The organism is Microbacterium pratiae, from assembly GCF_047302165.1.
Taxonomy (GTDB): domain Bacteria; phylum Actinomycetota; class Actinomycetes; order Actinomycetales; family Microbacteriaceae; genus Microbacterium.
Genome location: NZ_CP154843.1, coordinates 1,316,060 through 1,342,024, shown reverse-complemented (window position 1 = coordinate 1,342,024; position 25,965 = coordinate 1,316,060). Strand labels below are relative to the sequence as shown.

28 protein-coding genes are annotated in these 25,965 nt (G+C 70.1%); 12 read left to right on the top strand and 16 right to left on the bottom strand.

Annotated features, from left to right (window positions below):
• Positions 1-50 precede the first annotated feature (50 nt).
• Positions 51-605 carry a TetR/AcrR family transcriptional regulator gene (locus AA0Y20_RS06185; RefSeq protein ID WP_412938121.1) on the bottom strand — a complete coding sequence of 185 codons (555 nt, stop codon included), beginning with the start codon at positions 603-605 and terminating at the stop codon, positions 51-53.
• 38 nt (positions 606-643) lie between these two features.
• On the opposite strand from AA0Y20_RS06185, the gene AA0Y20_RS06180 reads away from it, so the two are divergent.
• Complete coding sequence (locus AA0Y20_RS06180) at positions 644-1,243, top strand: LuxR C-terminal-related transcriptional regulator (protein ID WP_412938119.1); 600 nt, start codon at positions 644-646, stop codon at positions 1,241-1,243.
• A 52-nt stretch (positions 1,244-1,295) separates the two neighbouring features.
• Here AA0Y20_RS06180 and AA0Y20_RS06175 read toward each other — a convergent pair whose 3' ends face one another.
• On the bottom strand, positions 1,296-1,886 hold the full coding sequence (locus AA0Y20_RS06175; protein ID WP_412938117.1) for a DoxX family protein: 591 nt from the start codon (positions 1,884-1,886) through the stop codon (positions 1,296-1,298).
• 181 nt (positions 1,887-2,067) lie between these two features.
• Here AA0Y20_RS06175 and AA0Y20_RS06170 point away from each other — a divergent pair, with 181 nt between their 5' ends.
• A complete protein-coding gene (locus tag AA0Y20_RS06170) occupies positions 2,068-2,523 on the top strand; it encodes a CinA family protein (protein WP_412938116.1) in 456 nt (151 codons plus the stop codon).
• 28 nt (positions 2,524-2,551) lie between these two features.
• Here AA0Y20_RS06170 and AA0Y20_RS06165 read toward each other — a convergent pair whose 3' ends face one another.
• The 3 genes from AA0Y20_RS06165 to AA0Y20_RS06155 all read right to left on the bottom strand — a co-directional run bounded on the left by AA0Y20_RS06165 (position 2,552) and on the right by AA0Y20_RS06155 (position 4,222).
• Positions 2,552-2,845 carry a hypothetical protein gene (locus AA0Y20_RS06165; RefSeq protein ID WP_412938115.1) on the bottom strand — a complete coding sequence of 98 codons (294 nt, stop codon included), beginning with the start codon at positions 2,843-2,845 and terminating at the stop codon, positions 2,552-2,554.
• A gap of 79 nt (positions 2,846-2,924) precedes the next feature.
• Positions 2,925-3,884 (bottom strand): Gfo/Idh/MocA family protein, encoded by a 960-nt coding sequence (locus AA0Y20_RS06160; protein WP_412938113.1) that lies wholly within the window; start codon positions 3,882-3,884, stop codon positions 2,925-2,927.
• A gap of 41 nt (positions 3,885-3,925) precedes the next feature.
• A complete protein-coding gene (locus AA0Y20_RS06155; RefSeq protein ID WP_412938111.1) occupies positions 3,926-4,222 on the bottom strand; it encodes a hypothetical protein in 297 nt (98 codons plus the stop codon).
• A 175-nt stretch (positions 4,223-4,397) separates the two neighbouring features.
• On the opposite strand from AA0Y20_RS06155, the gene AA0Y20_RS06150 reads away from it, so the two are divergent.
• Positions 4,398-4,697, top strand: a complete 300-nt coding sequence (locus AA0Y20_RS06150; RefSeq protein ID WP_412938109.1) for an ATP-dependent DNA ligase — start codon at positions 4,398-4,400, stop codon at positions 4,695-4,697.
• 16 nt (positions 4,698-4,713) lie between these two features.
• Here the strand turns inward: AA0Y20_RS06150 and AA0Y20_RS06145 are convergent, their stop codons facing one another.
• The 5 genes from AA0Y20_RS06145 to AA0Y20_RS06125 form a co-directional block, all read right to left on the bottom strand.
• A complete protein-coding gene (locus AA0Y20_RS06145) occupies positions 4,714-5,160 on the bottom strand; it encodes a MarR family winged helix-turn-helix transcriptional regulator (RefSeq protein ID WP_412938108.1) in 447 nt (148 codons plus the stop codon).
• Between the two features lie 90 nt (positions 5,161-5,250).
• Positions 5,251-6,705, bottom strand: coding sequence for a phytoene desaturase family protein (locus AA0Y20_RS06140; RefSeq protein ID WP_412938106.1), 1,455 nt, complete (start codon positions 6,703-6,705; stop codon positions 5,251-5,253).
• Positions 6,702-7,142 (bottom strand): SRPBCC family protein, encoded by a 441-nt coding sequence (locus tag AA0Y20_RS06135; RefSeq protein WP_412938105.1) that lies wholly within the window; start codon positions 7,140-7,142, stop codon positions 6,702-6,704. Before AA0Y20_RS06135 ends, AA0Y20_RS06140 begins: the two co-directional genes overlap by 4 nt.
• Before the next feature lie 24 nt (positions 7,143-7,166).
• A complete protein-coding gene (locus tag AA0Y20_RS06130; RefSeq protein WP_412938103.1) occupies positions 7,167-8,342 on the bottom strand; it encodes a zinc-dependent alcohol dehydrogenase in 1,176 nt (391 codons plus the stop codon).
• Positions 8,339-8,557, bottom strand: coding sequence for a multidrug transporter (locus AA0Y20_RS06125; RefSeq protein ID WP_412938101.1), 219 nt, complete (start codon positions 8,555-8,557; stop codon positions 8,339-8,341). Before AA0Y20_RS06125 ends, AA0Y20_RS06130 begins: the two co-directional genes overlap by 4 nt.
• A gap of 103 nt (positions 8,558-8,660) precedes the next feature.
• Between AA0Y20_RS06125 and AA0Y20_RS06120 the strand changes: the two genes are divergently transcribed.
• Positions 8,661-8,783 carry a hypothetical protein gene (locus tag AA0Y20_RS06120; RefSeq protein ID WP_412938100.1) on the top strand — a complete coding sequence of 41 codons (123 nt, stop codon included), beginning with the start codon at positions 8,661-8,663 and terminating at the stop codon, positions 8,781-8,783.
• Positions 8,784-8,863: 80 nt separating this feature from the next.
• Here AA0Y20_RS06120 and AA0Y20_RS06115 read toward each other — a convergent pair whose 3' ends face one another.
• Positions 8,864-9,373 carry a MarR family winged helix-turn-helix transcriptional regulator gene (locus AA0Y20_RS06115; RefSeq protein WP_412938099.1) on the bottom strand — a complete coding sequence of 170 codons (510 nt, stop codon included), beginning with the start codon at positions 9,371-9,373 and terminating at the stop codon, positions 8,864-8,866.
• Positions 9,374-9,550: 177 nt separating this feature from the next.
• Between AA0Y20_RS06115 and AA0Y20_RS06110 the strand changes: the two genes are divergently transcribed.
• Together AA0Y20_RS06110 and AA0Y20_RS06105 are read left to right on the top strand one after the other, a co-directional pair.
• A complete protein-coding gene (locus AA0Y20_RS06110) occupies positions 9,551-9,907 on the top strand; it encodes a hypothetical protein (RefSeq protein ID WP_412938097.1) in 357 nt (118 codons plus the stop codon).
• A gap of 156 nt (positions 9,908-10,063) precedes the next feature.
• A complete protein-coding gene (locus AA0Y20_RS06105) occupies positions 10,064-11,716 on the top strand; it encodes a thiamine pyrophosphate-binding protein (protein WP_412938096.1) in 1,653 nt (550 codons plus the stop codon).
• On the opposite strand, the gene AA0Y20_RS06100 is transcribed toward AA0Y20_RS06105, so the two are convergent.
• A complete protein-coding gene (locus AA0Y20_RS06100) occupies positions 11,713-13,602 on the bottom strand; it encodes an FAD-dependent monooxygenase (protein ID WP_412938094.1) in 1,890 nt (629 codons plus the stop codon). The two genes, AA0Y20_RS06105 and AA0Y20_RS06100, sit on opposite strands and share 4 nt — an antisense overlap.
• A gap of 24 nt (positions 13,603-13,626) precedes the next feature.
• Positions 13,627-15,027 carry an MFS transporter gene (locus AA0Y20_RS06095; RefSeq protein ID WP_412938092.1) on the bottom strand — a complete coding sequence of 467 codons (1,401 nt, stop codon included), beginning with the start codon at positions 15,025-15,027 and terminating at the stop codon, positions 13,627-13,629.
• 76 nt (positions 15,028-15,103) lie between these two features.
• Here AA0Y20_RS06095 and AA0Y20_RS06090 point away from each other — a divergent pair, with 76 nt between their 5' ends.
• The 6 genes from AA0Y20_RS06090 to AA0Y20_RS06065 are packed head-to-tail and all read left to right on the top strand — an operon-like array spanning position 15,104 to position 21,617.
• A complete protein-coding gene (locus tag AA0Y20_RS06090) occupies positions 15,104-16,567 on the top strand; it encodes a fumarylacetoacetate hydrolase family protein (RefSeq protein ID WP_412938091.1) in 1,464 nt (487 codons plus the stop codon).
• Complete coding sequence (locus AA0Y20_RS06085) at positions 16,564-17,262, top strand: GntR family transcriptional regulator (RefSeq protein ID WP_412938090.1); 699 nt, start codon at positions 16,564-16,566, stop codon at positions 17,260-17,262. The genes AA0Y20_RS06090 and AA0Y20_RS06085 overlap by 4 nt, the downstream gene beginning before the upstream one ends.
• A gap of 27 nt (positions 17,263-17,289) precedes the next feature.
• Positions 17,290-18,801 (top strand): 5-carboxymethyl-2-hydroxymuconate semialdehyde dehydrogenase, encoded by a 1,512-nt coding sequence (hpaE, locus tag AA0Y20_RS06080; RefSeq protein ID WP_412938089.1) that lies wholly within the window; start codon positions 17,290-17,292, stop codon positions 18,799-18,801.
• A gap of 54 nt (positions 18,802-18,855) precedes the next feature.
• On the top strand, positions 18,856-20,016 hold the full coding sequence (gene hpaD / locus AA0Y20_RS06075; RefSeq protein WP_412938088.1) for a 3,4-dihydroxyphenylacetate 2,3-dioxygenase: 1,161 nt from the start codon (positions 18,856-18,858) through the stop codon (positions 20,014-20,016).
• A gap of 27 nt (positions 20,017-20,043) precedes the next feature.
• Positions 20,044-20,829, top strand: coding sequence for a 2-keto-4-pentenoate hydratase (locus AA0Y20_RS06070; protein WP_412938087.1), 786 nt, complete (start codon positions 20,044-20,046; stop codon positions 20,827-20,829).
• Complete coding sequence (locus tag AA0Y20_RS06065; RefSeq protein WP_412938085.1) at positions 20,814-21,617, top strand: HpcH/HpaI aldolase family protein; 804 nt, start codon at positions 20,814-20,816, stop codon at positions 21,615-21,617. The genes AA0Y20_RS06070 and AA0Y20_RS06065 overlap by 16 nt, the downstream gene beginning before the upstream one ends.
• Before the next feature lie 8 nt (positions 21,618-21,625).
• Here AA0Y20_RS06065 and AA0Y20_RS06060 read toward each other — a convergent pair whose 3' ends face one another.
• The 3 genes from AA0Y20_RS06060 to AA0Y20_RS06050 are packed head-to-tail and all read right to left on the bottom strand — an operon-like array spanning position 21,626 to position 25,840.
• Complete coding sequence (locus AA0Y20_RS06060) at positions 21,626-22,453, bottom strand: PRD domain-containing protein (protein ID WP_412938084.1); 828 nt, start codon at positions 22,451-22,453, stop codon at positions 21,626-21,628.
• Positions 22,454-22,497: 44 nt separating this feature from the next.
• Positions 22,498-23,949: a family 1 glycosylhydrolase gene (locus AA0Y20_RS06055; protein ID WP_412938083.1), complete on the bottom strand. Its 1,452-nt coding sequence runs from the start codon at positions 23,947-23,949 to the stop codon at positions 22,498-22,500.
• On the bottom strand, positions 23,936-25,840 hold the full coding sequence (locus AA0Y20_RS06050; RefSeq protein WP_412938082.1) for a beta-glucoside-specific PTS transporter subunit IIABC: 1,905 nt from the start codon (positions 25,838-25,840) through the stop codon (positions 23,936-23,938). The genes AA0Y20_RS06055 and AA0Y20_RS06050 overlap by 14 nt, the downstream gene beginning before the upstream one ends.
• Between the last annotated feature and the right edge of the window lie 125 nt (positions 25,841-25,965).

Genomic DNA, 25,965 nt, shown 5'->3' with positions numbered 1-25,965 from the left:
GACTCCTTCGAGGTGCGGACGCCTTGACGAGACGCGACGTCTCGTCAACCCTAACCCGGCACGAGGACGCGGACGATCGCCCGGATGCTCTCGGGCGTCGGCGCGGCTCCGAGGAGCGCCTGCATCATCATCCATCCCGCCACCGCGTCGCCGATCTCGACCGCCGCGAGCGTCGGATCGCCGTGCGCGACCACGCGCGCTCGGATGCCGCCGTCGGCGCTCAGCCGGTCGCGCATGAGCTCGCCGATCGCCGCATGCTCCGTCGCCGCCGCGACGAGCGACCGCAGCAGCAGACGCCCCTGCGGAGCGTCGAGGACCGTCCACACCCGCGACATCCATTCGGCGAGATCGCCGCGCAGGTCACCGGTGTCGCGCACCGCGAGCTGCTGACGGAAGATCATTCCCTCCAGCAGCGCCTCACTGAGGATCGCGGCACGGGACGGCCACCATCGATAGATCGTCTGCTTGCCGACGGCGGCGTGCCGGGCGATGGCCTCGATCGTGAGGTTCTCGTAGCCGCTCTCAGCGATCAGCTCGGCCGCGGCCGTCAGAACCGCCAGACGAGCCTGCTCGCTCCGCCGCGGCCCGGCCCGATGCTCCTCCATCCCACCACCGTAACCAGCCGGACGCTACGGTGGAGGCCATGCTCGCCGTGCTGGTCCTGGCCGACCACGACCTGGTCCGCCGCGGCGCCGCCGACCTGATCGACGCGGCGACGGGCCTGCAGGTCGTCGCCGAGGCGACCACCGCCCGACAGGCGACCGCCCGCGCCGAGGTGACGCGACCGGATGTCGCGGTCCTCGGCTATCGCCTGGCGGACGGCACCGGCGCCGACGTGTGCCGGGCGCTCCGGAGGATGGATCCGCGCATCCAGTGCATCATCCTCAGCCCGTCCGACGACGACGGGGCACGCACCGCCAGCGCGGCGGCGGGGGCCGCCGCCTTCCTCGTGGAGGACCTCGCCGGGAGCGAGCTCGTCGACGCGGTGCGCCGCGTCGGCTCGGGACACGCGTTGAGCGCGACTCTGCACGCGACCACGCCGCCCTCTTCCGAGACGCTCCCCCGCCGCCAGCGCGAGGTTCTGGACCTCATCGCGCGCGGGCTGTCGAATCGCGCGATCGCGGCCGAGCTCGGCGTGGCCGAGAAGACGGTCAAGAACCACGTGACCGCCATCATGCGCACCCTGGGCGTGTCGAGTCGCACGCAGGCCGCGCTGCGCGCGACGGACCCCGCGCACCACTGAGCGAAGGCGCGGACCCCGATGGGATCCGCGCCTTCGCTGGGGCGACTCGGTGTCAGACGAGCCACCGGAAGCGCTGCACGAGAGGCAGCTTCTTCCACATGGCGCCGAGGCCCCAGGTGTCGCCGGCGTGGAGCACGGCGAGCACGATCAGCGCGAGCGCGTAGACGATGTGGTAGTCGACGAGGGGGTTGGTGGATGCCGCACCCCAGGCGAACGGCCACTCGGCGAGGTACATCAGCAGCATGACGAGGCTTCCGGCGACCGCTGCGACGCGGAGACCGACGCCCGACATGACGGCGAGTCCGATGGCCAGCATGCCCGCCATGAACAGGACGTCGGCGAGCGGGCTCGCCATGCTCTGGAACCACGGCTGGAGGGGGCCGGTGACGGCGGGGCTGTTGAGGAAGCCCTGCGCCGGCGTACCGCCGTTGATCCACGCGCGCTCGAACGGGGTCGAGAACCCGAGGCCGAACATCTTGTCGAGGAAGGCCCAGAGGAAGATGAACCCGGTCGCGTAGCGCAGCGCGGCGAGGCTGCGGCGGCCGGTGAGCGAGGTCACGATCTCGTCCTGGCGGGCGATCGCCTGGGTGCGGGTCCGAGCCTCCGTGCGAGGGATGGCTGCGTGGACCGCGTGCGTGGTCATTTCTGTCTCCTTTGTCGTATGTGGTCTGACCACATAACTATCTCGCGTTCGAGGGCGACCGAACCGGGACCAAAGTCCCGATCTGATGCCTGCCCTCCCCCCGCGTATCACCGCGCTCGTCTCGGGACAATCCCCGCGCCCCGGAATCTCAGCCCTGCCTAAGGTCGCGCCAGGAGGAGATATGACCGACATCGACGAACTCGCCCGCCGCGCCCAGGAGACGGGGACCGTGATCGCCGTGGCCGAATCGCTCACCTCGGGCAACCTCGCCGCGACGATCGGCGCGGCGGAAGGGGCCGGCGACTGGTTCGCCGGCGGGGTCGTGGCCTACCGGCTCGAGACGAAGCACCGGGTGCTCGACCTGGCCCCGGGGATCGACCCCTGTTCGCCTGAGTGCGCCGAACAGCTCGCCCGGGCCGTCCGCGACCTCACGGGAGCCGACCTCGCCGTGTCGGCCACCGGCGTCGGAGGCCCCGAGCCCCACGACGGACACGACCCGGGAACCGTCTACCTCGGATGGAGCGACGGAGACGGCACCGGACATCTGCTGCTCGAACTCGACGGAGACCCCGAGCAGGTCATCGACGACAGCGTCGACGCGGCTCTGGGACTCCTCCTCGACCGGTTGCGGAGCTGAGCGCCCTCGCGGATCAGGCCGTCACGGATCAGGCCGGGGAAAGCGGGGGGCGGTGGGCGATCGGAACTGGCTTGGTCGCGAGCGGCGAACCGGCTCGGCGCGACGACGCGTGTCGCTCGCAGATGGCGGATGCCGCTTCGCCGATCGCGGCGAAGGTCTCGGTTCCCGCGGTGCCGCAGAGCCACACCACTTCGTAGACACCGTCGCGGCGCCGTTCGACGTAGGCGACGACGGCGTCGGCATCGGAGGACGGACGGGCGGGATCGCATACCCGCCAGGCATCCTCGGCGATCTCGTCCCAGCGCAGTCCCCTGTGTTGCATGGGTCTGTGTTGCATGGGTCGAGCCTGCGTCGAGCCGCCACGGAACCCTAGGGCCTTGACAGCACGATCGGCGGATGCGTCATCCGGCCGTCGCCCGGCGGATGCGTTCGAGCGTGCGGAGCGTGGCCGACGTGCGGGCCTGATCCTCGTCGGGCATCGCGGTGCCGCCGACGAGCTCCACGAAGCGCGCGACCTCACCGTCGAGGACGTCCGCGGGCGCATCCGAGGCCCATTCCGACTCCGAGCCGTCCGAGCCGATGCGCGTCACGCGCCGCGGGCTGGCGAGATGATCGATCAGGAGGGTCGCATCCTCGCCCTGGATCTCACTCGGTCGTGCCGCCGTGGTGATCTTCGAGTAGCCGACGTCGACGATCAGTCCCGGATACTGCAGCACCGCGAGACCTGCGCCGTCCGCGCCCGTGGCGATCGTCACGGACGATGCGGTGATCCCGACGGGCTCGCCGAACAGCAGGACCGCTGCATGCACACCGTAGACCCCGAGATCCGCGAGAGCTCCCCCGCCCATCGCGGGGTCGAAGATGTTCGGGGTCTCGCCCGCCAGGACGGCGTCGTAACGAGAGGACCGCTTGGCGTAGTGCAACGAGGCACGGCGGAGCACGCCGAGAGATCCCAGCAGCTCGCGCACCGCGGCGATGCCCGGGTCGTACGCGGTGCGCATCGCCTCGATCATCACCACGCCGGCACGGCGCGACCGCTCGACGAGGTCATCCCATTCGTCGGCGGTGGCGACGGCGGGCTTCTCGACGAGCACGTGCTTGCCCGCCGCGATCGCCGCGGCGACCTGCGGTCGATGCGCCGAGTTCGGCGACCCGATGTAAACCGCGTCGATGCCGGGATCGGCGAGGACGGCGTCGAGCCCGGCGAACGCTCCCGCGACACCGAGGCGATCGGCATACGCGCGCGCCTTCGCTCCATCGCGGGAGGAGACCGCCGCCACCTCGATACCGGGAGTGCGGGTCGCCGCACCGATGAACGCGTCGGTGATGACGCTCGTGCCGACCGTGGCGATTCGGATCATGCCTCCAGCCTAGGAGGATGCGATCGCGGCGCCGGGCCGCGTCAGTGTCGCCGGGTCGAACGCAGGGTCTGCACGGCCTCGTCGAATCGCAGCGTCTGGCGGAGTTCGACGGCAGCCGCGTACCAGGGGCCCCCGAGTGCGACGAAGACGGCGCCGACGACGTCGATGTATCCGAGGACGACCTCGCCCTCGCGAACCTCGTAGCGGTCCACGTCGACGAGTTCCCACCGAACCTCGGACCCGGCGATCGCGGCCTCGGGCCGGCGGGTGGGCAACTGACGAAGAGCGCCCGACGTGGCCAGACGCACCGCGCTGGGCTTGCGGGCGATCGGTGACATATCCAAGACCATGACCACTCCCGTCGCTCTGGTTCGAGTGTCGCGCTCGGAGCCCGAGACACCTACCGGCTTGACAGGAGTCCGCGGGAGGTTTAGGCAGTCCCGTCGCCCACTGGCTAGTTCGCCTAACTAACCGGAATTAGTTAGTCTCACCCCCGCCATTACCCTCGCGTCCGTGGGAACACTCGTTTACGGAAGCCAGGGCCGGACGTTCGACGTCGAAGACCGTCTGCTCGCCCACCTGCGGGTGGTCTTCATGAACAAGCTGCGCCGCAACGAGCCGTTCATGTTCCACCGCTCGACCGACAGCGGGCTGTTCAGCGTATGGGTGCATCCGGCCGTTCCCCTGGTGTTCCTCTTCAGCGGCAGCCGGCCGCCGACGATCAACCGGCACTGGGTCGAGGCCCTGCTGATCGAGGCCGGCGGCGCGAACGGACTCCGCGTCACCCCGGAGCCGGCGACGGCCGACGCCTGACCGAGCGGCGCGCGCCTCAGCGGCACTCCTCGTCGACCGCGTCCGCAATGGCGTCGAGAAGGATCGACAGCTTCGCCGCGGTGTCCTCGTCGAGCCCGCGCGCGATGTCACGGACCCGGACCGTCAGCGGGTCGACCCCTTCGACGTCGGCGTTACGGTCCGTCGGGACGACGTACTTGCTCCGGCCATCGTCGGGATTCCGCTGGAAGGCGACCAGTCCCCCGTCGTGGAGTCGCTTCAGGAGCGTGGTGGCCGTCGGCGTCGAGATGCCGAGCGTCGCGGCGATGTCGGTCGGCGTGACGCGCTTTCCGGCATCCGCACTGTCGTAGACGATGCGCATAGCCGCGCGCGCGGTCTCGCTCGGGCCGCAGTCGCTCTGCCTGCGCCGGGCCAGGCTGGCTTCGGCCAGGCGCAGACGCTCGACGGCACGGGCGACGGACTCGGGCTCGGACGCACCGGTCACTATGGAACCTCCCGCAGACGGCGATGATCCGTCCACTGTAGAAGCGCGGCGGATCGACGAACTTCTGCTTGACTCCGGCGCGCTCCGCCTTTAGGGGCGCGGCGAGAGGTCGGGACGAGTGCGCACGCCGAACTCGTGCCGCAGCGCGCTGAGCGCCGCCCACCACCCCGCCAGACCGTGCACGCCCGGTCCGGGACTGGTGGACGACGAGCACAGGTAGACGCCGCCCATGGGCGTACGCCAGGGGTCGCGAGCGAGCACGGGCCGCGCGATCAACTGATCGAGCGACGGAACCCCGGCGGAGATGTCGCCGTCGGGATAGTTCAGATTGCGGGCCGCGACCTGCTGCGCAGTCTCGGATCGAGCGCCGACGATCGTGTCTCGGAACCCCGGAGCGAAGCGTTCGATCTGTCGCACGACGGCCTCCGTGCGGTCGACCGCACTGCCCGCGGGGACATGCGTGTACGCCCACAGCGTGTGATGCCCGGCCGGCGCGCGGCTCTCGTCGAACAGCGACGGCTGCGCGACCAGCACGTACGGCGCGTCGGGCAGGCGACCCGCCCGCACCGCATTCTCGGACGCGGCGATCTCCGCCCGCGTACCGCCGACGTGCACCGTGCCGCTGCGCGCGATCGCCGGGTCGTGCCAGGGCACGGGGGCCGACAGGGCGAAATCGACCTTCGCGACGGCGTCGCCGTAACGGAAGCGTTCCAGGCGACGGCGATAACGTGCCGGCATCCGGCCCGCCGCCATCCCGATAAGGGCCCGCGGAGTCACATCGAGCATGACGGCGCGAGCGGCGGGCAACTCGTCGAGCGAGCGGATGCGCTGACCCGCGAACAGCTCGCCGCCGTGGGCGCGGATGTCGTCGACCATGGCCGCGACGATCGCCCCGCTGCCACCGACGGGGATCGGCCAGCCGCGGGCATGACCGTAGGTCGCGAGGGTGAGCCCGCCTCCGGCCGCCGCGAGACTCGGCAACCCCAGGATGGTGTGGGCCGCGACACCGGACACGAGAGCCGGCGCGGCGTGGTCGCGGAATCGCAGGTTCCATGCCGCCGTGCCCTGCTCGAGGGTGCGTGCTCCGAACCAGGCGGCGGCGATCGGGTCGCCGGGGACACGCAGGAGCGATCCGCCGGTGAAGTCGGCGATGCCCCGCACCCGGTCGACGAGCGGCCTCATCAATCGCGCATACGCTGGGCCGTCGACGCCGAGGCCCTCCGCCGTCCGATCGAGGTCGCGGTAGGCCAGGGCTGCGCCGCTGTCGAGGGGATGCGCGTACGACACCTCGGGCACGACGAACTCGACCCGGCGACGCAGTCCGAACTCGCGGAAGAACGCGGATTCGAAGGCAAGGGGGTGCACCGCCGAGCAGAGGTCGTGCCGGTAGCCGGGGAGAGTGACCTCGCCCGTCGCCGCGCCGCCGCCGAAGTGGTCCTCCGCCTCGAAGACGGCGACCTTCAGCCCCGATCGAGCGAGCGTGACGGCCGCCGCCAGTCCGTTGGGTCCGGAGCCGACGATGACCGCGTCGTACTCCGCCGTCACCGTCCCGCGCCGCCCTCCGCCAGGTGCGCGAGCCTCCGGAGCGTCTCGGCGTTGCGCACGTGCAGGGGCAGGTCGAGCAGGGGCTGCGGGATGAACGACCCGGGCCCTTCCGCGGCGAATTCCTGCAGCCGCACGACGCAGTCGTCACCCCGCGCTTTCACATCGATGGTGATGTGCGCTTCTCCTACCGGCCAGCCCCGCGCCTGGAGCACCATGCGGCGCGGCGGGTCGAACTCGAGCACCGAGGTGCTGTCGTCGATCACGAAGGGCCACACCCCGAAGGAGTGGTGCAGCCTCGAGCCCTTCTGCGGCCACGATTCGGCGACGTCCCTCATCCGCGAGGCCCCGACGACCCAGGCCGGGAAGAGCCAGCCGTCGTTCAGGACCGCGAAGACGTCTTCGGGGGCGCAGTGCATGAGTCGGACGTTACGCGACACGGCGGTCTCCTCTCCGCTGCGGGATCACGGCTGCAGCACCACCTTGATGCAGCCGTCCTCCTTCTTCTGGAAAGTCTCGTAGAGGCCCGGCGCGTCGGCCAGCGGCGCGCGGTGCGTCGTCAGATCCATGACCCCCAGCGGGTCGGCCGGGTCTTCGACGAGCGGCAGCAGGTCGTCGATCCAGCGTTTGACGTTGCACTGCCCCATCCGCAGGCTCAGCTGCTTGTCGAACATCGTCTTCATCGGCATCATGTCGGCCTCGCCCGCGTACACCCCACTGATCGAGACCGTGCCACCGCGACGCACGACGTCGATCGACGAGTGGAGGGCGGCCAGCCGGTCGAGTCCACCGGTCTCCATGACCTTCTGAGCCAGGGCGTCGGGCAGCAGGCCCACGGCCTTGTGGATCGTCGAGACGGCCGGATTGCCGTGCGCCTCCATGCCGACAGCATCGACGACCGCGTCCGCACCGCGGCCGTCGGTGAGATCGCGGATCTCGTCGACGACCGAATCGGTCAGGTCGAACACATCCGCGCCGTGGCGTTCGGCCATCGCACGCCGCTCGGCGACGGGATCGACCGCGAGCACCCGGTATCCGCGGTGCACGCCGATCCGTGCGACGAACTGGCCCACGGGGCCGAGTCCCATGACGGCGAGAGTCCCCTCCTCGGGGACGGCGGCGTACTCGACGCCCTGCCACGCCGTCGGCAGGATGTCGCTGAGGAAGAGATACCGGTCGTCGGGAAGGTCCGAGCCGACCCGGATGTGGTTGTAGTCGGCGAGCGGGACGCGGAGGTACTCCGCCTGGCCTCCCGGCACCTGGCCGTACAGCTTCGTGTAGCCGAACAGCGACGCACCACTGCCGTACTCGGTGACCTGCGTCGTCTCGCACTGGGATTGGAGACCGCGGCGGCACATGAAGCAGTGGCCGCACGAGATGTTGAACGGCACGACGATGCGGTCGCCGACGGCGAGGTTCGTCACGGCCGAGCCGACCTCGACGACGACGCCCATCGGCTCGTGGCCGAGGACGTCACCGCTGTCGATGAACGGGCCGAAGATCTCGTAGAGGTGCAGATCCGACCCGCAGATGGCCGTCGACGTGATCTTCACGATCGCGTCCGTCGGCTCGAGGATCTCCGGATCGGGGACGGTCTCGACCGACACGTTGCGGCGTCCCTGCCAGGTGAGCGCCTTCATCGCGCCTCCCCCGGCTCGTCGCCGTCGGCTTCGGGCGTTCCGGGCCCCGGCCCCGGACGGACGGCGGCGGTGTCGGCGATGTCGATCCGCGTCACACCGTCGTGCTCGCTCGTCTCGATCCGCGGCGCCGCGTCGGCCTCGGTCGATCCGCCGGCGCGCAGCAGTTCCTCACGGCGGGCCTCTTCATCGGTCAGGGGTTCAGATGCGTCGGACATGCGCCGACCGTAAGCACGTCGCCCCGCCCGGGGCGAGGGGATGGCGGGGGTCGGTCAAGCGTGATAGCCAGAGGATGCACGCCATCCCGGAAGGAGACCGTCGATGTCACGAGACGATGCGAAGCCCAGTCAGGCCGAAGGCGCAGACCCCGAACACCCCGACACGGGCGAGGCCCCCGAGGGGGCGACGGGACATCCCTCGCAGGCCGAGGGCGAAGACAGCTGACGCATGACGGAGGGGCCGGCTCGCACATCAGGTGCGAAGCCGGCCCCTCCGTCATGGTCGGTCGGGCCCGCGGCTCCCGGTCAGGGGGTGCGTTCGGCGACGTCGTCGAGAGCAGCGGCGAGAAGGTCCAGGACCTCAGCCGCGATCGCGGCCCGCTCGGCGTCGAGCTCGTCGATGACCGTGACGATCGCGCGGTGGTGAGCGGCGAACGCAGCGTCGACCCGTTCGATGGCGGCCGCGGTCGGCACGAGGTAGTGCGCTCGGCGATCGGTGGGGTGCTGAACGCGCTCGACGAGCCCCTTCGAGGCGAGGCGTTCGACGACGTTGGTCACGGTCGCGCTCGACGTGGCGAGCATGACGATGAGGTCCTTGGGTCCGAGGTCGCGCCCGTCTCGATGCCCCTGGACGAGGTAGCGCAGCGCCGTCAGGTCGACCGCTGACAGCTCCGAAGCGCGCACCGCGAGACCCGCCTGCACCTGCTCGGCGCGTCTGAGACGCAGGACGGCGTCGCTCAGGCGACGGCCGACCTCGTCTCGAGGTTGATCCGCGTAGAGATGAAGTCCTTCATGACGGACGACGTTTTGAGGCATCGGGTTGCCACCTCCTCCGACAGCATCCTAGAACACTAGACCAGCTTGACAGATTCTGTCTTTCACAGATCATGAGATACATAGGATCTAAGAATTGACAGGAACTGTCTTGTCTGACTAGATACTTAACGAGGGAAAGAACACTTCCCCCACTCATCGAGATCTCAGGAGGACAGCATGGGACAGCTCCACTACGGAAACTCCGACACCCGAATCGAGATCCCGGACCGCCTGCTCGCGCACCTCAAGGTCGTCATCGCGACGAAGCTCCGACGCAACGAGAGCTTCATGATGTCGTGGTCCTCCGACGAGGGCCGTTCCTCGATCTGGCTTCAGCCGTCGATCCCCCTCCGCTTCGTCTTCGGGAGCGCCGACATGGAGATCCTGAATCCGGTGGCCGTGCGCGACATGGCCAACGCGGCGACCTCGTCCGCCGGTCTGGTCGTCGCGCTCGACCAGGAGATCCCCGAGGCTCCGCAGCGGGAGCTGCGACCGGTCACCGCCGGGGTGCCGCGACTGAAGGTCCCGGCGTAACCCGCACCCGACACTTCACGCCGTCGTCGGTCGTTCCTATAATCGGAACGTCCGGCGGCGGCGTTGCCGTCGGTGCTCGAAAAATGGGCACGAAGCGGCATCCGCGCGTGAGACACATACGGCCTCGATCACCGTTCCGTCTCGAAAGGCATCGCCATGCCATCCGTCTCCGCGCACGTCTCCGCCGCCCTGTCCCGGCATGTCTCCCACGTCTTCGGGGTGATGGGCAACGGCAACGCGCACCTGCTCGACGCACTCGAACGCTCCCCCGGGGTCTCGTTCACCGCTCTTCGGCACGAGGCCGGCGGCGTCGTGGCGGCGGACGCCCACTACCGCGCCGGAGGCGGGCTGGCCGCGGCCACGGCGACGTACGGCGCCGGCTTCACGAACACGCTGACGCCGCTCGCCGAGGCCGCCCAGGCCCGCACCCCGCTGGTCCTGGTCGTCGGTGACGCGCCGACGTCGGGACCGCGCCCGTGGGACGTCGACCAGATCGCCCTCGCCTCGGCGGTCGGGGTCCGCACGTACACGGTCGGACGAACGGATGCCGCGGCCACGACCGTCATCGCGATCGAGCATGCACTCGTCTACTCCTCGCCCGTCGTCCTCGCCATCCCCTACGACGTCGCGAAGGCCGAGGCCGGCCCGATGACTGCGATGCCCGAGCCGCGACGCGCGCTCGCCCTCGGCCCCACGACGCCTTTCGCGACGGGCACCGTGGCCCGCATCGCCCGCGCGCTCGCGGGTGCGCGGCGCCCTCTGCTCCTGGCCGGCCGGGGCGCTTGGCTCGCCGGGGCGGGCACCGCCCTGGGCGCCATCGCTGATGCGACGGGAGCGGTGACCGCGACCACCGCGCTCGGGCGCGGAGTCTTCCCGCGCCCCGAGTTCGATCTCGGTGTGACCGGCGGATTCGGCGCCGAGGGGGCCATGTCCGCCATCCGCGACGCCGATGCCGTGCTCGTCGTCGGCGCGTCGCTCAACCAGTTCACGATGAGATTCGGGGAGCTGTTCGCCCCCGGGACGACCGTCGCGCAGATCGATACGGCCCCCGCCGCGACCCATCCGCACGTCGGCCTCTACCTGCGGGCCGACGCGGCACTCGCCGCCCAGGCTGTCGCCGACGAGCTCGGAGCCATCGGCGCTCCTCCGAGCGGATGGCGCGAGTCGATCGATACCGCCGCCCTCGGCGAACGCGATCCGGGCGCCGATCTCGCCCCGGACGGCCGGCTCGACCCGCGCTCCGCGGCTCGGCGGATCGGGGAGCTGCTGCCCGATGACCGCGTGGTCGTGTCGGACGGCGGCCATTTCATCGGATGGGCCAACATGTACTGGCCCGTCTCATCGCCCGACCGGATGATGATGGTCGGCACGGCCTATCAGTCGATCGGCCTCGGCTTCCCGTCCGTTCCCGGTGCGGCCCGCGCTCGTCCCGACGCGACGATCGTCCTCACGACCGGGGACGGCGGCGGCCTCATGGCCGCGAGTGATCTGGAGTCGGCCGTCCGCGTCGCCGGCGGCCATGGCCTCGCGGTCGTGTGGAACGACCGCGCGTACGGCGCGGAGGTGCACCTCTACGGCGCGCAGGGGCTCGCGCCCGCCCCCATGCTCATCCCCGAGGTCGACTTCGCCGCGCTGTGCCGCGCGGTCGGCGGCGAGGGCGTCGTCGTGCGCACCCTCGACGATCTCGAGGCCCTCGTCCGGTGGCGCGAACGTCCCGCCGAGGAGCGCCCGTTCCTCCTGCTCGACCTGCGGGTGTCGGCGGCGGTCCGCGCGCCCTACCAGGAGGAGATTCTGCGCGTGAACTCCTAGCGCGGCAGCAGGGCCCCCGCGAAGAACGCGGCGAGCTCGTCCGTCGCGGTCAGCGGCAGGACGGCAGCCACGTACTGGTCGGGACGGACGACCACGACGACGCCGTCGCGCGAGAGCCCGCGCTCGTCGAAGATGTCGGAGTCGTGCCACGCGCTCGGTGCAGCGGCGAACACCTTCTCCCAGTCCGTCAGCCCGAGCGGTCCGGTGCTCGGACGGAAGACGTCGGGGACGAGCGGCAGCTCGACCTCGTCGTACCGCTGCTGGTACACGACCTTGATGTCGAACACCGCATCGACGTCGGCGCCCGCCGGGGTGTGGACTGAGACCGGCGACGCCGGCGAGGCCAGCCATCGAGCGAACTCGTCGAGGACGGACGGCGAACCCGGCAGCGGCGCGTCGGCGAAGGCGTAGATGCGCCACCGCCCGTCGGCTCGGGCGTGGTGCCCCAGGTGCACGACATTGCCGTCGGCCACCCGGGCGACCTCGGCCGACGCGAACCGCATGCCGAGCGGAAAGCCCGTGGCGAGCCCCTGGTGCCTGCCGTCACCGACGATCACGGACGTGTCGTAGCGCGTTCGGAAGCCGGAGGGGAACTCCGCCGTCGCCAGGTAGTGGGTCGCGAGGTCCTGCGGATCGGTGATCTCCGCCGGCTTCCGCGCCATGAGCGCCGACCACTCCCGGTCGAAGTCGATGAGCTGCTGCGCGACGGGGCGCCGCTCGGCGCCGTAGGTGGACAGCAGCGCGGGTGCCGCGAGGCCGGTGAGGACGTGGCCGAGCTTCCACCCCAGATTGAACCCGTCCTGCATCGAGACGTTCATCCCCTGACCGGCTTTCGCGCTGTGGGTGTGGCATGCGTCGCCGGTGAGGAAGACGCGCGGTGCGCGCTCGACCCCGGCCGGCACGTCGTCGAAGCCGTCGGTGACCCGGTGGCCGACCTCGTAGACGCTGTGCCAGGCCACTTCCTTCACGTCGATCGAGTAGGGATGCAGGATCGCGTTGGCCCGCCGGATGATCTCGTCGATCGGGGTCTGCCGTACGCGGTGGTCGTCGTCGGGCGCGACCTCCCCCAGATCGATGTACATGCGGCTGAGATAGCCGCCCTCCCTCGGGATGTGCAGGATGTTGCCCGCCGCGGAGTTGATCGCGCACTTGATGCGCCAGTCGGGGAAGTCGGTGTTCACCAGCACGTCCATGACACCCCAGGCGTGCGCCGACGCCTCGCCGACATGGACCCGCCCGATCGCGTCGCGCACGCGGCTGCGGGCGCCGTCGCAGCCCGCGACGTATCTCGCGCGGATCGTGCGCTCCTCCCCCGCCCGCTCGCCCGCGACGTGGCGCACCCGCACCTCGACGGGGAAGTCGCCCTCATCGCCGACGGTGAGCCCGAGGAACTCGACGCCGTAGTCCGGGAGGACGCGCCCCGGTCCCCGCGCCGCCGCCTCGGCGAAGTAGTCGAGGACACGCGCCTGATTCACGATCAGGTGCGGGAACTCGCTCATCCGCAGGGCGTAGTCCTCGGTGCGCATGGTGCGCACGATGCGGGTCGGGTCTTCGGGGTCGGGTGCCCAGAAGTTCATCCAGCCGATGTTGTACGCCTCGGCCATGATGCGCTCGGCGAACCCGAACGCCTGGAAGGTCTCGACGCTGCGCGGCTGGATGCCGTCGGCCTGCCCCAGCTCGAGTCGCCCGTCTCGGCGCTCGATCAGGCGCACGTCGACATCGGGGAACTGCGACAGCTGGGCCGCCAGCAGCATCCCCGCCGGCCCCGACCCCACGATCAGGACGTCGGTCTCGTCGGGCAGCTCGACGGGACGATGCAGCCCGCGACCGGCCGCAGGCTGCACGCGCGGGTCTCCCGAGACGTAGCCGTGATGGTGGAACTGCATCCTGCCCCCTCCTCGCCGCCGCGATCAGCGCCGGCCGGTGCCGACGATCGGGCTCACCGACTGCTCGGCCTCGTGGTCGGGATCGAGCGGGATGCCGCTGCGGTCGCGCAGCAGTAGGGTCGCGACGAGTCCGAGGACCGTCATCCCGGCGAGGTACCAGGTCACCGACATCGTCGAACCCGTCGCCTGCACGAGCGCGGTGGCGATGGTCGGCGCGAAGGCGCCGCCGAGAATGGCCCCGATGGCGTACGAGATCGAGACGCCCGAGAACCGGATGGACGCGGGGAAGAGCTCGGCGTACAGGGCCGCCTGCGGGCCGTAGGTCAGGCCGAGGCCGATCGTGAGGATCGCGAGACCCGCGAAGAGCAGGCCGATGCTTCCGGTGTTCACGAGCGGGAAGAGCGCGAACACGCCCGCCAGCTGGAGGATCCAACCGGCGATATAGGTCGTGCGCCGCCCGATCCGGTCGGACAGGAACCCGGCGATGAGCGTCGTGACGAGCCACGTGACCGCCGAGCCGGCGACCGCCCACAGGACCGGTTCGCGGTCGAAGCCGAGCGGGCCGTCGGGGTTCGTCGCGTAGTTCTGGATGTAGCCGCCGGTGGTCATGTAGCCGACGGCGTTGTTCCCCGCGAAGACGAACGCGGCGATGATCACGAGGGCGGCGTGCTTGCGGAACAGCTGCACGATCGGCATGTGCGCCTTCTCGCGGCGCTCGGCGAGCTCGGTGAACACGGGACTCTCCTCGACGCGACGACGCACGTACCAGCCAACGAGGATGAGCACGACGCTCAGGAGGAACGGCACCCGCCAGCCCCAGGCCAGGAACGCGTCGCCGGGAGCGATCATGGCCATGAGGGCCATGACGCCGGAGGCGAGGAGGAGCCCGAGCGGGACGCCGATCTGCGGCGACGCACCGAATGCGCCGCGGCGCGTCTTCGGGGCGTGCTCGACGGCCATGAGCACCGCGCCGCCCCACTCGCCGCCCGCCGAGATGCCCTGCACGATCCGGAGCAGGACGAGGATGACGGGCGCGGCAAGGCCGATCGTCTCGTACGTGGGCAGGAGACCGATCAGCGCCGTCGCGACACCCATGAGGATGAGCGTCCACATCAGCACGAGCTTGCGCCCGAGCCGGTCGCCGAGGTGGCCCGCGAGGAAGGCTCCGAGCGGGCGAAAGAGGAAGCTCACCCCGACGGTCGCGAATCCGATGAGGGCGCTGTTGGCGCCGAGCGGCGCGAAGAAGAGCTGGCCGAAGACCAGCCCCACCGCCGTGGCGTAGATGAAGAAGTCGTACCACTCGACCGTGGTCCCGACGACGGTCGCGAACACGACGCGGCGGCGGTCCGCAGTGGTGGCGATGGTCCCGGTCGAGGTGAAGCCGCTCCGAGAGGCCGGACCGGGTGTGGATGTGGGGGTGCTCATCTTCGTGCTCCCGAGATGTCGACGACGTTGTCTGCAGACATTGTTCTGCTGGCGATGATCATATACGATTTCGAATATGAGACAAGAGCGAGGAAGCTCCGGTCGGCCGGGCAAGATCATCGCGGTCCACCTGAGTTACGCATCCCGGGCCGCCCAGCGCCGGCGCACACCCGCCGCCCCCTCGTACTTCCTGAAGGCGACGAGCTCGATCGCCGCCACCGGTGAGGCCATCGAACGCCCTGCCGGCACCGAACTGCTCGCCTTCGAAGGCGAGATCGCCCTGGTCATCGGCCGTGACGCGCGCCGCGTCGGCATCGCCGAGGCGTGGGAGCACGTCGCGGCGGTCACCGCGGCGAACGATCTCGGCGTCTACGACCTGCGAGCCGCCGACAAGGGGTCGAACCTGCGCTCCAAGAGCCGTGACGGCTTCACTCCCCTCGGCCCCGATCTCATCGACGCCCGGACCGTCGACCCCGATCGCCTCCGCGTGCGCACCTGGGTCAACGGCACGCTCGTGCAGGACGACACGAGCGCGGGGATGCTGTTCTCCCTCGCGCAGATCGTCGCCGACCTCTCCCAGCACCTGACGCTCGAGACCGGAGACGTCATCCTGACCGGCACGCCGGCCGGATCGTCGGTCATCGTTCCGGGAGACGTCGTCGAGGTCGAGGTCGACGCGCTCGACACCGGCGCCAGCTCCGGCCGGCTCGTCACCACCGTCGTCGCCGGCGACTCCGATCAGGGCTTCGACCCCGCGCTCGGTTCGGTCGCCGCGGTCGACGACGTCCAGCGTGAGGAGGCCTGGGGCTCCCGGGCCGCTGCCGGGCTGCCCGAGACGCCGGGACGCGGTCTCGACGCGGACCTCCGCGAGAAACTCGAGCGCGTTCCCGTCGCGGCGCTGTCGCAGCAGCTGCGGAAACGGGGCCTCGACGACGTCACGATCGACGGCGTCCGTCCGATGCACCCGACCCGGAAGCTCATCGGGACCGCCGCCACCCTGCGATTCATCCCCTTCCGCGCCGACCTCTTCGCCCGGCACGGCGGCGGATTCAACGCGCAGAAGCGGGCATTCGACTCCGTCGCGCCCGGCGAGGTCATCGTCATCGAGGCGCGCGGCGAGACCGGATCGGGCACCCTCGGCGACATCCTGGCCCTGCGAGCCCATGCTCGGGGCGCGGCAGGCGTCGTGACCGACGGCGGCGTGCGCGATTACGCGGCCGTCGCAGAGGTCGGCCTCCCGATCTACGCGGCGGGGGCTCATCCCGCCGTGCTCGGCCGGAAGCACGTCCCCTGGGAGGCGGGCGTCACCATCGCGTGCGGGGGCACGACCGTCCAGCCCGGAGACGTCATCGTGGGCGACGCCGACGGCGTCATCGTCATCCCTCCCGCGCTCGTGGCCGAGGTCGTCGACGACGCGCTCGCGCAAGAGCACGAGGACGCGTGGATCGCGGCGCGCGTCGCGGAGGGCGAACCCGTCGACGGGCTGTTCCCGATGAACGCGGCGTGGCGCGCCCGCTACGACGGCGAGCGCGGCGCATGACGTCGCCGACGCCTCCCCTGCCCGACACGCAGAGCAAGTCGCAGCGCGCGTATCACTGGATCCGCGAGCGCATCGCCGAGCAGGAGTTCACCCCCGGCTATCGACTCGTGCTCGGGACGATCGCCGGCGAGCTCGACATGAGCGTCGTCCCGGTGCGCGAGGCGATCCGTCAGCTCGAGGCCGAGGGTCTCGTCACATTCGAGCGCAACATCGGCGCTCGCGTCGCGATGGTCGACGACTCGCAGTATCGCTTCAGCATGCAGGCGCTGTCGATCCTGGAGGGTGCCGCGACCGCGCTCGCCGCACGGTCTCTGACCGTCGACGACATCCGACGTGCGCGCGAGATCAACGAGCTGATGACCGAATCGCTCGACCACTTCGATCCGCGCTCGTTCACCCGGCTCAACCAGGAGTTCCACGCGACGCTGTTCGAACGCTGCGCGAACCCGCGGATGCTCGAGCTCGTGCAGGCCGAATGGGCTCGGCTCGGGCACCTCCGCGACTCGACGTTCAGCTTCGTCCCGGGCCGCGCACAGGAGTCGGTGCGGGAGCACGAGCACATCGTGGCACTGATCGAGCGAGGAGCGCCACTCACCGAGATCGAGCACGCGGCCCGGCGCCACCGGTCGGCCACCCTCGACGCCTACATGACGCACGAGCACCCCGATCAGGCGCTCGGCCTGCCCAATTTCTGACCGCCCCCTGCTGCAAGGACGCACGAGATGACCGACACGACGCTCACCGCCCCCCACACGCCCGCGGATCTGCCCGCCGCCATCCGTCATTACATCGACGGGTCGCTCGTCGACTCGGTCGACGGCGCGACGTTCGACGTTCTCGATCCCGTCACCGGCCGCGTGTACCTGCAGGCCGCGGCCGGCACGAAGGCCGATGTCGACGCGGCCGTCGCCGCCGCTCGGCGCGCCTTCACCGACGGGCCCTGGCCCCGGATGCTGCCGCGCGAGCGCTCGCGCGTGCTGCACCGGATCGCCGACCTCGTCGAGTCGCGTGACGCCCGTCTCGCGGAGCTCGAGTCGTTCGACTCCGGCCTGCCGATCACGCAGGCGCTCGGACAGGCGCGGCGCGCAGCCGAGAACTTCCGCTTCTTCGCCGACCTGATCGTCGCTCAGGCCGACGACGCCTACAAGGTTCCCGGCCGTCAGATCAACTACGTCAACCGCAAGCCCATCGGCGTGGCCGGACTCATCACCCCGTGGAACACCCCTTTCATGCTCGAGTCGTGGAAGCTCGCGCCGGCGCTCGCGACCGGTAACACGGTCGTCCTGAAGCCCGCCGAGTTCACCCCGCTGTCGGCGTCGCTGTGGGCGGGGATCTTCGAGGAGGCGGGACTGCCGGCGGGAGTGTTCAACCTCGTCAACGGCCTCGGCGAAGACGCCGGCGACGCGCTCGTGAAGCATCCCGACGTGCCGCTCATCTCCTTCACGGGCGAGAGCTCGACGGGGCAGCTGATCTTCGCCAACGCGGCACCGCACCTCAAGGGACTGTCGATGGAGCTCGGTGGCAAGAGCCCGGCGATCGTCTTCGCCGACGCCGACCTCGACGCCGCGATCGACGCCACGATCTTCGGGGTGTTCTCGCTCAACGGCGAGCGCTGCACGGCGGGCAGCCGCATCCTCGTCGAGCGCTCCGTGTACGACGAGTTCGTCGAGCGCTATGCCGCGCAGGCCGAGCGGGTGCGCGTCGGCTACCCTCACGACCCGGCCACCGAGGTCGGCGCGCTCGTGCACCCCGAGCATTTCGAGAAGGTCATGTCGTACGTCGAGCTCGGAAAGAGCGAGGGCCGGCTCGTCGCCGGCGGCGGACGGCCCGAGGGGTTCGAGACCGGCACCTTCGTCGCCCCGACCGTGTTCGCCGACGTTCCGCCGACCGCCCGGATCTTCCAGGAGGAGATCTTCGGCCCCGTCGTCGCGATCACCCCCTTCGACACGGATGCCGAGGCCCTCGCCCTCGCCAACGACACGAAGTACGGGCTGGCCGCCTACGTGTGGACCGACGACCTGAAGCGGGCCCACAACTTCTCGCAGAACGTCGAAGCGGGCATGGTCTGGCTCAACTCCAACAACGTCCGCGACCTGCGCACCCCGTTCGGCGGCGTCAAGGCGTCGGGGCTCGGCCACGAGGGCGGCTACCGATCGATCGACTTCTACACCCACCAGCAGGCGGTGCACATCACCCTCGGCGCGGTCCACAACCCGACCTTCGGCAAGAGCTGAACCGCCGCCCCGATCCACCGCCCCACCCCCGACATCGAGAGCAAGGACGCTGTCATGACCCACCGCGACCAGATGACCCGGACCTCCTCGGGCTACTTCGTCAGCCAGGAGGCGCCGATCACCTGCGACGACCCGATCCCGACGCCGACCGCACCGGCGCCCGACATCCTGCGCTGCGCCTACATGGAGCTCGTCGTGACCGACCTCGCCGCCTCGCGCGAGTTCTACGTCGACGTGCTCGGCCTCTACGTCACTGAGGAGGACGGCGAGGCGATCTACCTCCGCTCGACCGAGGAGTTCATCCACCACAACCTCATCCTGCGTCAGGGACCCGTCGCCGCCGTCGCGGCGTTCTCGTACCGGGTGCGGTCGGCCGAAGACCTCGACCGCGCCGTGGCGTTCTACACCGAGCTCGGATGCCGGGTCGAGCGCCGTCCGGACGGCTTCGTGCGCGGCATCGGCGACTCCGTGCGCGTCGAGGACCCCCTCGGCTTCCCGTACGAGTTCTTCTTCCAGACCGAGCACGTCGAGCGCCTCTCGTGGCGCTACGACCTGCACAGTCCGGGCGAGCTCGTGCGTCTCGATCACTTCAACCAGGTGACGCCCGACGTCCCGCGCGCCGTGCAGTTCATGCAGTCGCTCGGGTTCCGGGTGACCGAGGACATCCAGGACGACGCGGGCACCGTGTACGCGGCCTGGATGCGGCGGAAGCCGACCGTCCACGACACCGCGATGACCGGCGGCGACGGCCCCCGCATGCACCACGTGGCCTTCGCCACCCATGAGAAGCACAACATCCTCGCGATCTGCGACAAGCTCGGCGCGCTCCGCCGGTCGGACGCGATCGAGCGCGGGCCGGGTCGTCACGGCGTCTCGAACGCGTTCTACCTCTATCTGCGCGACCCCGACGGGCACCGCGTCGAGATCTACACGCAGGACTACTACACCGGCGATCCCGACAACCCCGTCATCACGTGGGACGTGCACGACAATCAACGACGCGACTGGTGGGGCAACCCCGTCGTCCCCTCGTGGTACATCGAGGCGTCGCTGGTCCTCGACCTCGACGGCGAGCCCCAGCCGCTGCGCACCCGCACCGACGACTCGGAGATGGCCGTGACGATCGGGGCGGACGGGTTCTCGTACACACGGCCCGGCGACGACGGGCTGCCCGAGTACAAGCAGGGCGAGTACAAGCTCGGCAACCAGCTCTGATCTGCGACCAGCTCTGAGAGGACGCTCATGCTCTCCCCCGACGACATCACCGCCATCGCGGCCGACCTGGCCGAGGCCGATCGCACGCACGGCGTCATCCCTCGGATCACGGCGCGGTACCCCGACGCCACCGTCGAGGACTCGTATGCGATCCAGGGCGTGTGGCGCGATCGGATGATCGCCTCGGGCCGCCGGCTCGTGGGACGCAAGATCGGCTTGACCTCGAAAGCGATGCAGCAGGCGACCGGGATCACGGAGCCCGACTACGGCGTCATGTTCGACGACACGGTCTTCGGCTCCGGCGCCGAGATATCCATCGACCGGTTCTCGAACGTGCGCGTCGAGGTCGAGCTCGCCTTCTCGCTCGCCCGCCCGCTCGCGGGACCGGACTGCACGCTCGACGATGCGATCGACGCGATCGACTACGCCGTCCCGGCCCTCGAGATCCTCAACTCGCACATCGAGCTCGAGGGCCGCACGATCGTCGACACGATCGCCGACAACGCCGCCTACGGCGCGATGGTGCTCGGCTCCGAACGGCGACGCCCCGACGAGATCGACCTGCGGTGGGTGCCCGGTGTGCTCGCGCGCAACGGCGAGATCGAGGAGACCGGGGTCGCGGCGGGTGTCCTCGGCCACCCCGCCACGGGAGTCGCGTGGCTCGCCAACAAGGTGTCGCAGCACGGCGCCCGGCTGGAGGCGGGCGAGCTGATCCTCGCTGGCTCGTTCACCCGGCCGATGTGGGTGTCGCGCGGCGACGAGGTCCGCTGCGACTATGGCCCGATGGGAGTGATCGCATGCCGTTTCGTCTGATGCCGACCTTCCGCGACGCGCTCGCCCGGGCCGACCGCCCGCTGGCGGGCATGTGGGTGTGCTCCGGTTCGCCGCTGGTCGCCGAGATCTGCGCCGGCGCGGGACTCGACTGGCTGATGATCGACATGGAGCACTCCCCCAACGGAATCGAATCCGTCCTCGCCCAGCTGCAGGCCGCCGCCGCAGCGCCGGTGACGACGATGGTGCGGGTTCCGACCGCCGACCCCGTCGTGATCAAGCAGGTGCTCGACCTCGGCGCGCAGAACCTGCTCGTGCCGATGGTGTCATCGGTCACCGAGGCCGAGGCGGTCGTGCGGGCGGTGCGCTATCCGCCCCGCGGCATCCGCGGCGTGGGTTCGGCTCTCGCCCGTTCGGCCCGCTGGAACCGCGTCGACGACTACCTGGCCGACGCCGAGCAGCACGTGTCGCTCGTCGTGCAGATCGAGACCGCCGCGGGGGTCGATGCCGCCGCGGCCATCGCAGCGGTCGACGGGGTGGATGGGGTCTTCGTCGGCCCGAGCGATCTCGCCGCGTCGATGGGACTGCTCGGACAGCAGACTCACCCCGACGTCGTCGCCGCGGTCCGTCACGTCTTCGCCGACGCCCGATCCGCGGGCACGCCGGTGGGCGTCAACGCGTTCGACCCCGCGCTCGCCCGGGACTACGCCGACGCCGGGGCGGACTTCCTGCTCGTCGGCGCCGACGTGGCCCTGCTCGCCCGCGGCTCGGAGGCTCTCGCGGCTGCCTGGGTACCGGAGGCCGACCGCACCGCGCGCGCCGGATACTGACCCGGGTCTCAGCCCGGCACGGCCCGCGCGATGTGAAGGGCGAGGTAGGCGACCTCCTCGTCGGAGATCTCGATGTCGTGCTGCGTCCGGACGAGCGCACGCACCCGCTCGGCCGTCGCCGTCGCTCGGGGATGCCGCTGACTCATGCTCTCGAACAGGAATCCGTCGTCGCTGTCGAGCATGCGTCCCGAGAACACCCGCTCGGCGAAGAACTGCAGGTGCACGAGGAACCGCGACGAGTGCAGATCGTCGCCGAAGGCGATCCCGGTGGTGTTCGACACGATCGTCGTCGCCGCCGAGATGAGGCGCACGACGTGCATCGTGTCGGCGCCGGCCCGCCCGTTGGCCGCGTTGGCGAGGTGGAACGCGATGTTGGCGGCCTCCTCGTCCGGCACGTCCACGCGCATGCGGGTCCGGAGCAGTTCGACACCACGGGAGCCGACGGCGTACTCGTCGGGGTACACGGTGCGCAGCTCCCACGCGAGCCGGTTCACCACGACGAGACCGCGCCGGTGCCGCTCGACCGCGAAGTGGAGGTGGTCGGTGAGCGTGAGGTAGATGTGGGGGTCGAGGTCGAGCCCCGAGGCCACCGCGTCACGGACGATCTCCCGGGTGAGCTCGACGAACTCACCCGGGATCTGCGCGAGCAGCTCGACGAGGTTCCTCTGATCCGCGTCGTCGAGCGCGACGAACACCCGGTCGGTCGCTCCCTCGTCGACGACGTCGCCGGGCTTGGCACCGAATCCGATGCCCTTGCCCAGCAGCACCCGCTCGACGCCGCGCTCGTCATCGACGAGCACGACGCTCGAGTTGAGCACCTTCTTGATGATCTGCATGCCCGTCCTCATCGACCCGGCCTCACGCTCGTGGAGCAGTGGGGTCACCCGAGATCTGCGCCGTTCGTGGCGATCACCCGCTGGTACCACCAGAACGAATCCTTGCGCCGACGCTCACCGCTGCCCTGACCGAGGTCGTCGAGGTCGACGTGAATGAAACCGTATCGCTTCGAGATCTGCGACGACGACGCGCTGATGATGTCGATGGGCGCCCAGCTGGTGTATCCCATGAGCTCGACACCCTCATCGACGGCCCGGATCATCTCGCGGAAGTGCGCCCGGAAGTAGTCGATGCGGTACGGGTCGTGGATGCGCCCGTCGGCGGTCAGCTCATCGCGCATGCCCAGCCCGTTCTCGACGATGAACAGCGGCTTGCCGTAGCGGTCGTACAGATCGATGAGCGAGATCCGCAGCCCGACCGGGTCGATCTGCCAGCCCCACTCGCTGGACTCGAGGTACGGGTTCTTGACCCCGAGCACCGTGTTGCCCGGCGTCCGCTCGGCGTCCGGGTCGACCGACTCGGCGAGGGTCATGTAGTAGGACAGTGAGATGAAGTCGACGGGGTGCTCGCGCAGCAGCTCGGCATCCCCCTCGGCGAAGGGGATCTCGACGCCCTGTCGGGCGAGCGCGTTCAGGGCGAGGCGGGGGTAGGCGCCGCCTGCCTGGACATCCGTGCAGAGGTAGAGCAGCCGGTCCTTCGCCTGCGTCGCCGCGATGTCGTCGGGATGGCACGTCAGCGGGTAGGTCTTCAGCATCGTCAGCATGCAGCCCATCTGCGACTCGGGCCACATCTCGTGCAGCATCCGGGTCACCGAGGCCGAGGCCACGAACTGGTGGTGCAGGGCGGTGTAGCAGGCCTGCAGGATGCTGCCTTCGACGGTTTCCTCGATGATGCCGCCCGAGGTGAGCGGATGCCGCACGATGCCGTCGATCTCGTTGAACGACAGCCACAGCTTCACGAGGTGCCCGAAGCGCTCGAAGCACGTGCGCGCGAAGCGCTCGAACAGCGCGATCGTGCCGCGATCGACCCAGCAGTTGTTCTTCAGGGCGAGGGCGAGAGGAGGGTCGTAGTGCGAGAGCGTGACGAGCGGTTCGATGCCGAGACGCCGCATCTCGGTGAACAGCCCCTCGTAGAAGGCGACGCCCTCTTCGTTGGGCTCGGTCTCCTCGCCCGTCGGGTACAGGCGCGTCCACGCGATGGAGACGCGCAGGACCGTGAAGCCCATCTCGGCGAACAGCGCGAGGTCTTCGGGGTACCGGTGGTAGAAGTCGATGCCGCGGCGCTTGGGGTAGTACGTCTCGTCGTCGTCCTCCATCGCCGCCGTGATGCTCTCGACGGTGTGCGCGTGATGGATCGCGTACTCGCGGGGATCGACGTTTGGGCGGTACTTCGCGATGTCCGAGACAGCCGGGCCGCGGCCACCCTCACGCCAGGCGCCCTCGGCTTGGTTGGCGGCGAGCGCGCCGCCCCACAGGAACGAATCAGACAGTGCCATGAGCGGCCTCCTTGGTGCGTGCGGTGAAGATGCCCGTTCCCGCCTCGACGGGACCGGTGAGAGCCTCGACGACGTCGAACGCGTCGCCGTTGAGGACGACGACCGGGGTGATCGTGTCAAAGCCGGCGCGGTGGATCGCTTCGAGGTCGGCCTCGAGAACGAGCTGGCCGCGCTCGACGCGGTCGCCCTGCGCGACATGTGCGACGAAGGGCGCACCGTCGAGCTTGACGGTGTCGAGCCCCACATGGACGAGGATCTCGACGCCGTCGTCACCGGTGATGCCGAAGGCGTGCTTCGACGGGAGCAGGCTCGACACGACTCCCGACAGCGGAGCGTACACGGCACCCGCGCTCGGGCGGATCGCGACGCCATCGCCCAGGATGCCGCCGCCGAACACCGGATCGTCGACGCGGTCGAGGGGGACGACCTCGCCGGCGACGGGGGCGACGAGCCGGCCGTCGGCGACCGGCTCGGCCGCGATGTCGCCCGCGGTGCCGGCCTGGGCCTCGAGCGCGCGGATCGTGCCCGAGTCGGAGTCCTTCCAGATGACGAGCGAGACGACGAAGGCGGTCGCGAAGGCGACAAGAGCTCCGATCACGGCGTGGATGAGGTTCCAGGGGTTCAACACGTCGATGAACATCGAGATGCTCGCGGCGCCGGGGCTGACGAGGGCGAAGGCCCCGACGGCGGCGATGCCGAGGTAGGCGCCACCGGTCAGCGATCCGGCGATGACCGCGAAGAGCGCCCGACGATTCTGCAGCGTCACGCCGTAGAGCGCGGGCTCCGTGATGCCGAAGAACGCGGAGATCCCCGACGAGATGGCCGTGCCGCGCAGCGTCTTGTTGCGGGTGCGGATCGCGACGGCCAGGCTCGACCCCGACTCGGCGATGTTGTGGGCGAGTGAGGCCACGAGGTAGAAGGGATCACGTCCCTGCTGCGCGACGGTCGCGATCGTGGGCGGGATGAACGCCTTGTGCATGCCCACCGAGATGATGAAGGGCAGCACGGCGGCCAGCAGCGCGATCGCGACCCAGCCGAGCGTGCCGTAGAGCCAGAGCATGCCGCCGGTCAGCAGCGACCCGAGGCCGTAGCCGAGGGGCCCGAGCGCGAAGATCATGATCGGGGAGACCACGATGAAGCACAGCAGCGGCACGAAGAAGGTGCGGATGGGGCCGGGCGTGATCCTTGTCGCGAGCTTCTCGACGGGCCACAGCAGCAGCACCGCGAGGATCGGCGGGAACACCTGCGCGTTGTAGGAGATCGCGGGGATGGCGAGGCCGAAGAGCGCGACACCGCCCTCCTGCGTCAGCAGACCCGAGAACGTCGGGAACACCAAGAGCCCGACGATGCCGAGAGCCAGGGGGATGTTGACGCCCAGCTTCTTCGCGGCGGTGTAGGTCACGAGCAGCGGCAGGAAGAAGAACACCGCGTCGGGGATCGCCGAGAGCACCTGGTAGCTGGGATCGGTGGTCTGCATCCACCCCAGGGCCGACGCCAGGATGAGGAACGACTTGAAGATGCCCGCGCCGGCGATCGCCGGGATGATCGGGGTGAACACCGCCACGACGAAATCCATGATCGCCGAGCCCGCGCGCTTCCACGTCAGCTTCGGACGGGTCTCCCCCGCCGCACGGGCCGCCGCGCGGCCGCCGCGCAGCTTCTCGATCTCGGCGAAGTAGTCGCTCACCTTCGACCCGACGATGATCTGGGTCTGCGGACCGCGCACGACGCCGATGACGCCGGGCACCGCCTTCAGAGCCGCCTCATCGGCGCGGGCGTCGTCGACGAGGTTGAAGCGGAGCCGCGTCGAGCAGTGCTGGAGAGCGGCGATGTTCTCGGGCCCGCCGACGTGCTCGAGGATCGCGCCCGCGGCGTCCTTCGTGGTGGTCATCTTCGTTTTCCTCCTGTGGAATCCCGGACCGTGCCGCCGGAGCGGCTCCGCTCCGGACCCGGTCGGAGGCAATAAAAAAGGACCCGACCGCCGTGCGATGCACGTACGTTCGGATCCTGCCTGCA

Coding starts and splice junctions, on each gene's coding strand:
- AA0Y20_RS06185 (WP_412938121.1), bottom strand. CDS start 605: ATGGAGGAGCATCGGGCCGGGCCGCGGCGGAGCGAGCAGGCTCGTCTG.
- AA0Y20_RS06180 (WP_412938119.1), top strand. CDS start 644: ATGCTCGCCGTGCTGGTCCTGGCCGACCACGACCTGGTCCGCCGCGGC.
- AA0Y20_RS06175 (WP_412938117.1), bottom strand. CDS start 1,886: ATGACCACGCACGCGGTCCACGCAGCCATCCCTCGCACGGAGGCTCGG.
- AA0Y20_RS06170 (WP_412938116.1), top strand. CDS start 2,068: ATGACCGACATCGACGAACTCGCCCGCCGCGCCCAGGAGACGGGGACC.
- AA0Y20_RS06165 (WP_412938115.1), bottom strand. CDS start 2,845: ATGCAACACAGGGGACTGCGCTGGGACGAGATCGCCGAGGATGCCTGG.
- AA0Y20_RS06160 (WP_412938113.1), bottom strand. CDS start 3,884: ATGATCCGAATCGCCACGGTCGGCACGAGCGTCATCACCGACGCGTTC.
- AA0Y20_RS06155 (WP_412938111.1), bottom strand. CDS start 4,222: ATGTCACCGATCGCCCGCAAGCCCAGCGCGGTGCGTCTGGCCACGTCG.
- AA0Y20_RS06130 (WP_412938103.1), bottom strand. CDS start 8,342: ATGAAGGCGCTCACCTGGCAGGGACGCCGCAACGTGTCGGTCGAGACC.
- AA0Y20_RS06125 (WP_412938101.1), bottom strand. CDS start 8,557: ATGTCCGACGCATCTGAACCCCTGACCGATGAAGAGGCCCGCCGTGAG.
- AA0Y20_RS06120 (WP_412938100.1), top strand. CDS start 8,661: ATGTCACGAGACGATGCGAAGCCCAGTCAGGCCGAAGGCGCAGACCCC.
- AA0Y20_RS06115 (WP_412938099.1), bottom strand. CDS start 9,373: ATGCCTCAAAACGTCGTCCGTCATGAAGGACTTCATCTCTACGCGGAT.
- AA0Y20_RS06110 (WP_412938097.1), top strand. CDS start 9,551: ATGGGACAGCTCCACTACGGAAACTCCGACACCCGAATCGAGATCCCG.
- AA0Y20_RS06105 (WP_412938096.1), top strand. CDS start 10,064: ATGCCATCCGTCTCCGCGCACGTCTCCGCCGCCCTGTCCCGGCATGTC.
- AA0Y20_RS06100 (WP_412938094.1), bottom strand. CDS start 13,602: ATGCAGTTCCACCATCACGGCTACGTCTCGGGAGACCCGCGCGTGCAG.
- AA0Y20_RS06095 (WP_412938092.1), bottom strand. CDS start 15,027: ATGAGCACCCCCACATCCACACCCGGTCCGGCCTCTCGGAGCGGCTTC.
- AA0Y20_RS06090 (WP_412938091.1), top strand. CDS start 15,104: ATGAGACAAGAGCGAGGAAGCTCCGGTCGGCCGGGCAAGATCATCGCG.
- AA0Y20_RS06085 (WP_412938090.1), top strand. CDS start 16,564: ATGACGTCGCCGACGCCTCCCCTGCCCGACACGCAGAGCAAGTCGCAG.
- hpaE (WP_412938089.1), top strand. CDS start 17,290: ATGACCGACACGACGCTCACCGCCCCCCACACGCCCGCGGATCTGCCC.
- hpaD (WP_412938088.1), top strand. CDS start 18,856: ATGACCCACCGCGACCAGATGACCCGGACCTCCTCGGGCTACTTCGTC.
- AA0Y20_RS06070 (WP_412938087.1), top strand. CDS start 20,044: ATGCTCTCCCCCGACGACATCACCGCCATCGCGGCCGACCTGGCCGAG.
- AA0Y20_RS06065 (WP_412938085.1), top strand. CDS start 20,814: ATGCCGTTTCGTCTGATGCCGACCTTCCGCGACGCGCTCGCCCGGGCC.
- AA0Y20_RS06060 (WP_412938084.1), bottom strand. CDS start 22,453: ATGCAGATCATCAAGAAGGTGCTCAACTCGAGCGTCGTGCTCGTCGAT.
- AA0Y20_RS06055 (WP_412938083.1), bottom strand. CDS start 23,949: ATGGCACTGTCTGATTCGTTCCTGTGGGGCGGCGCGCTCGCCGCCAAC.
- AA0Y20_RS06050 (WP_412938082.1), bottom strand. CDS start 25,840: ATGACCACCACGAAGGACGCCGCGGGCGCGATCCTCGAGCACGTCGGC.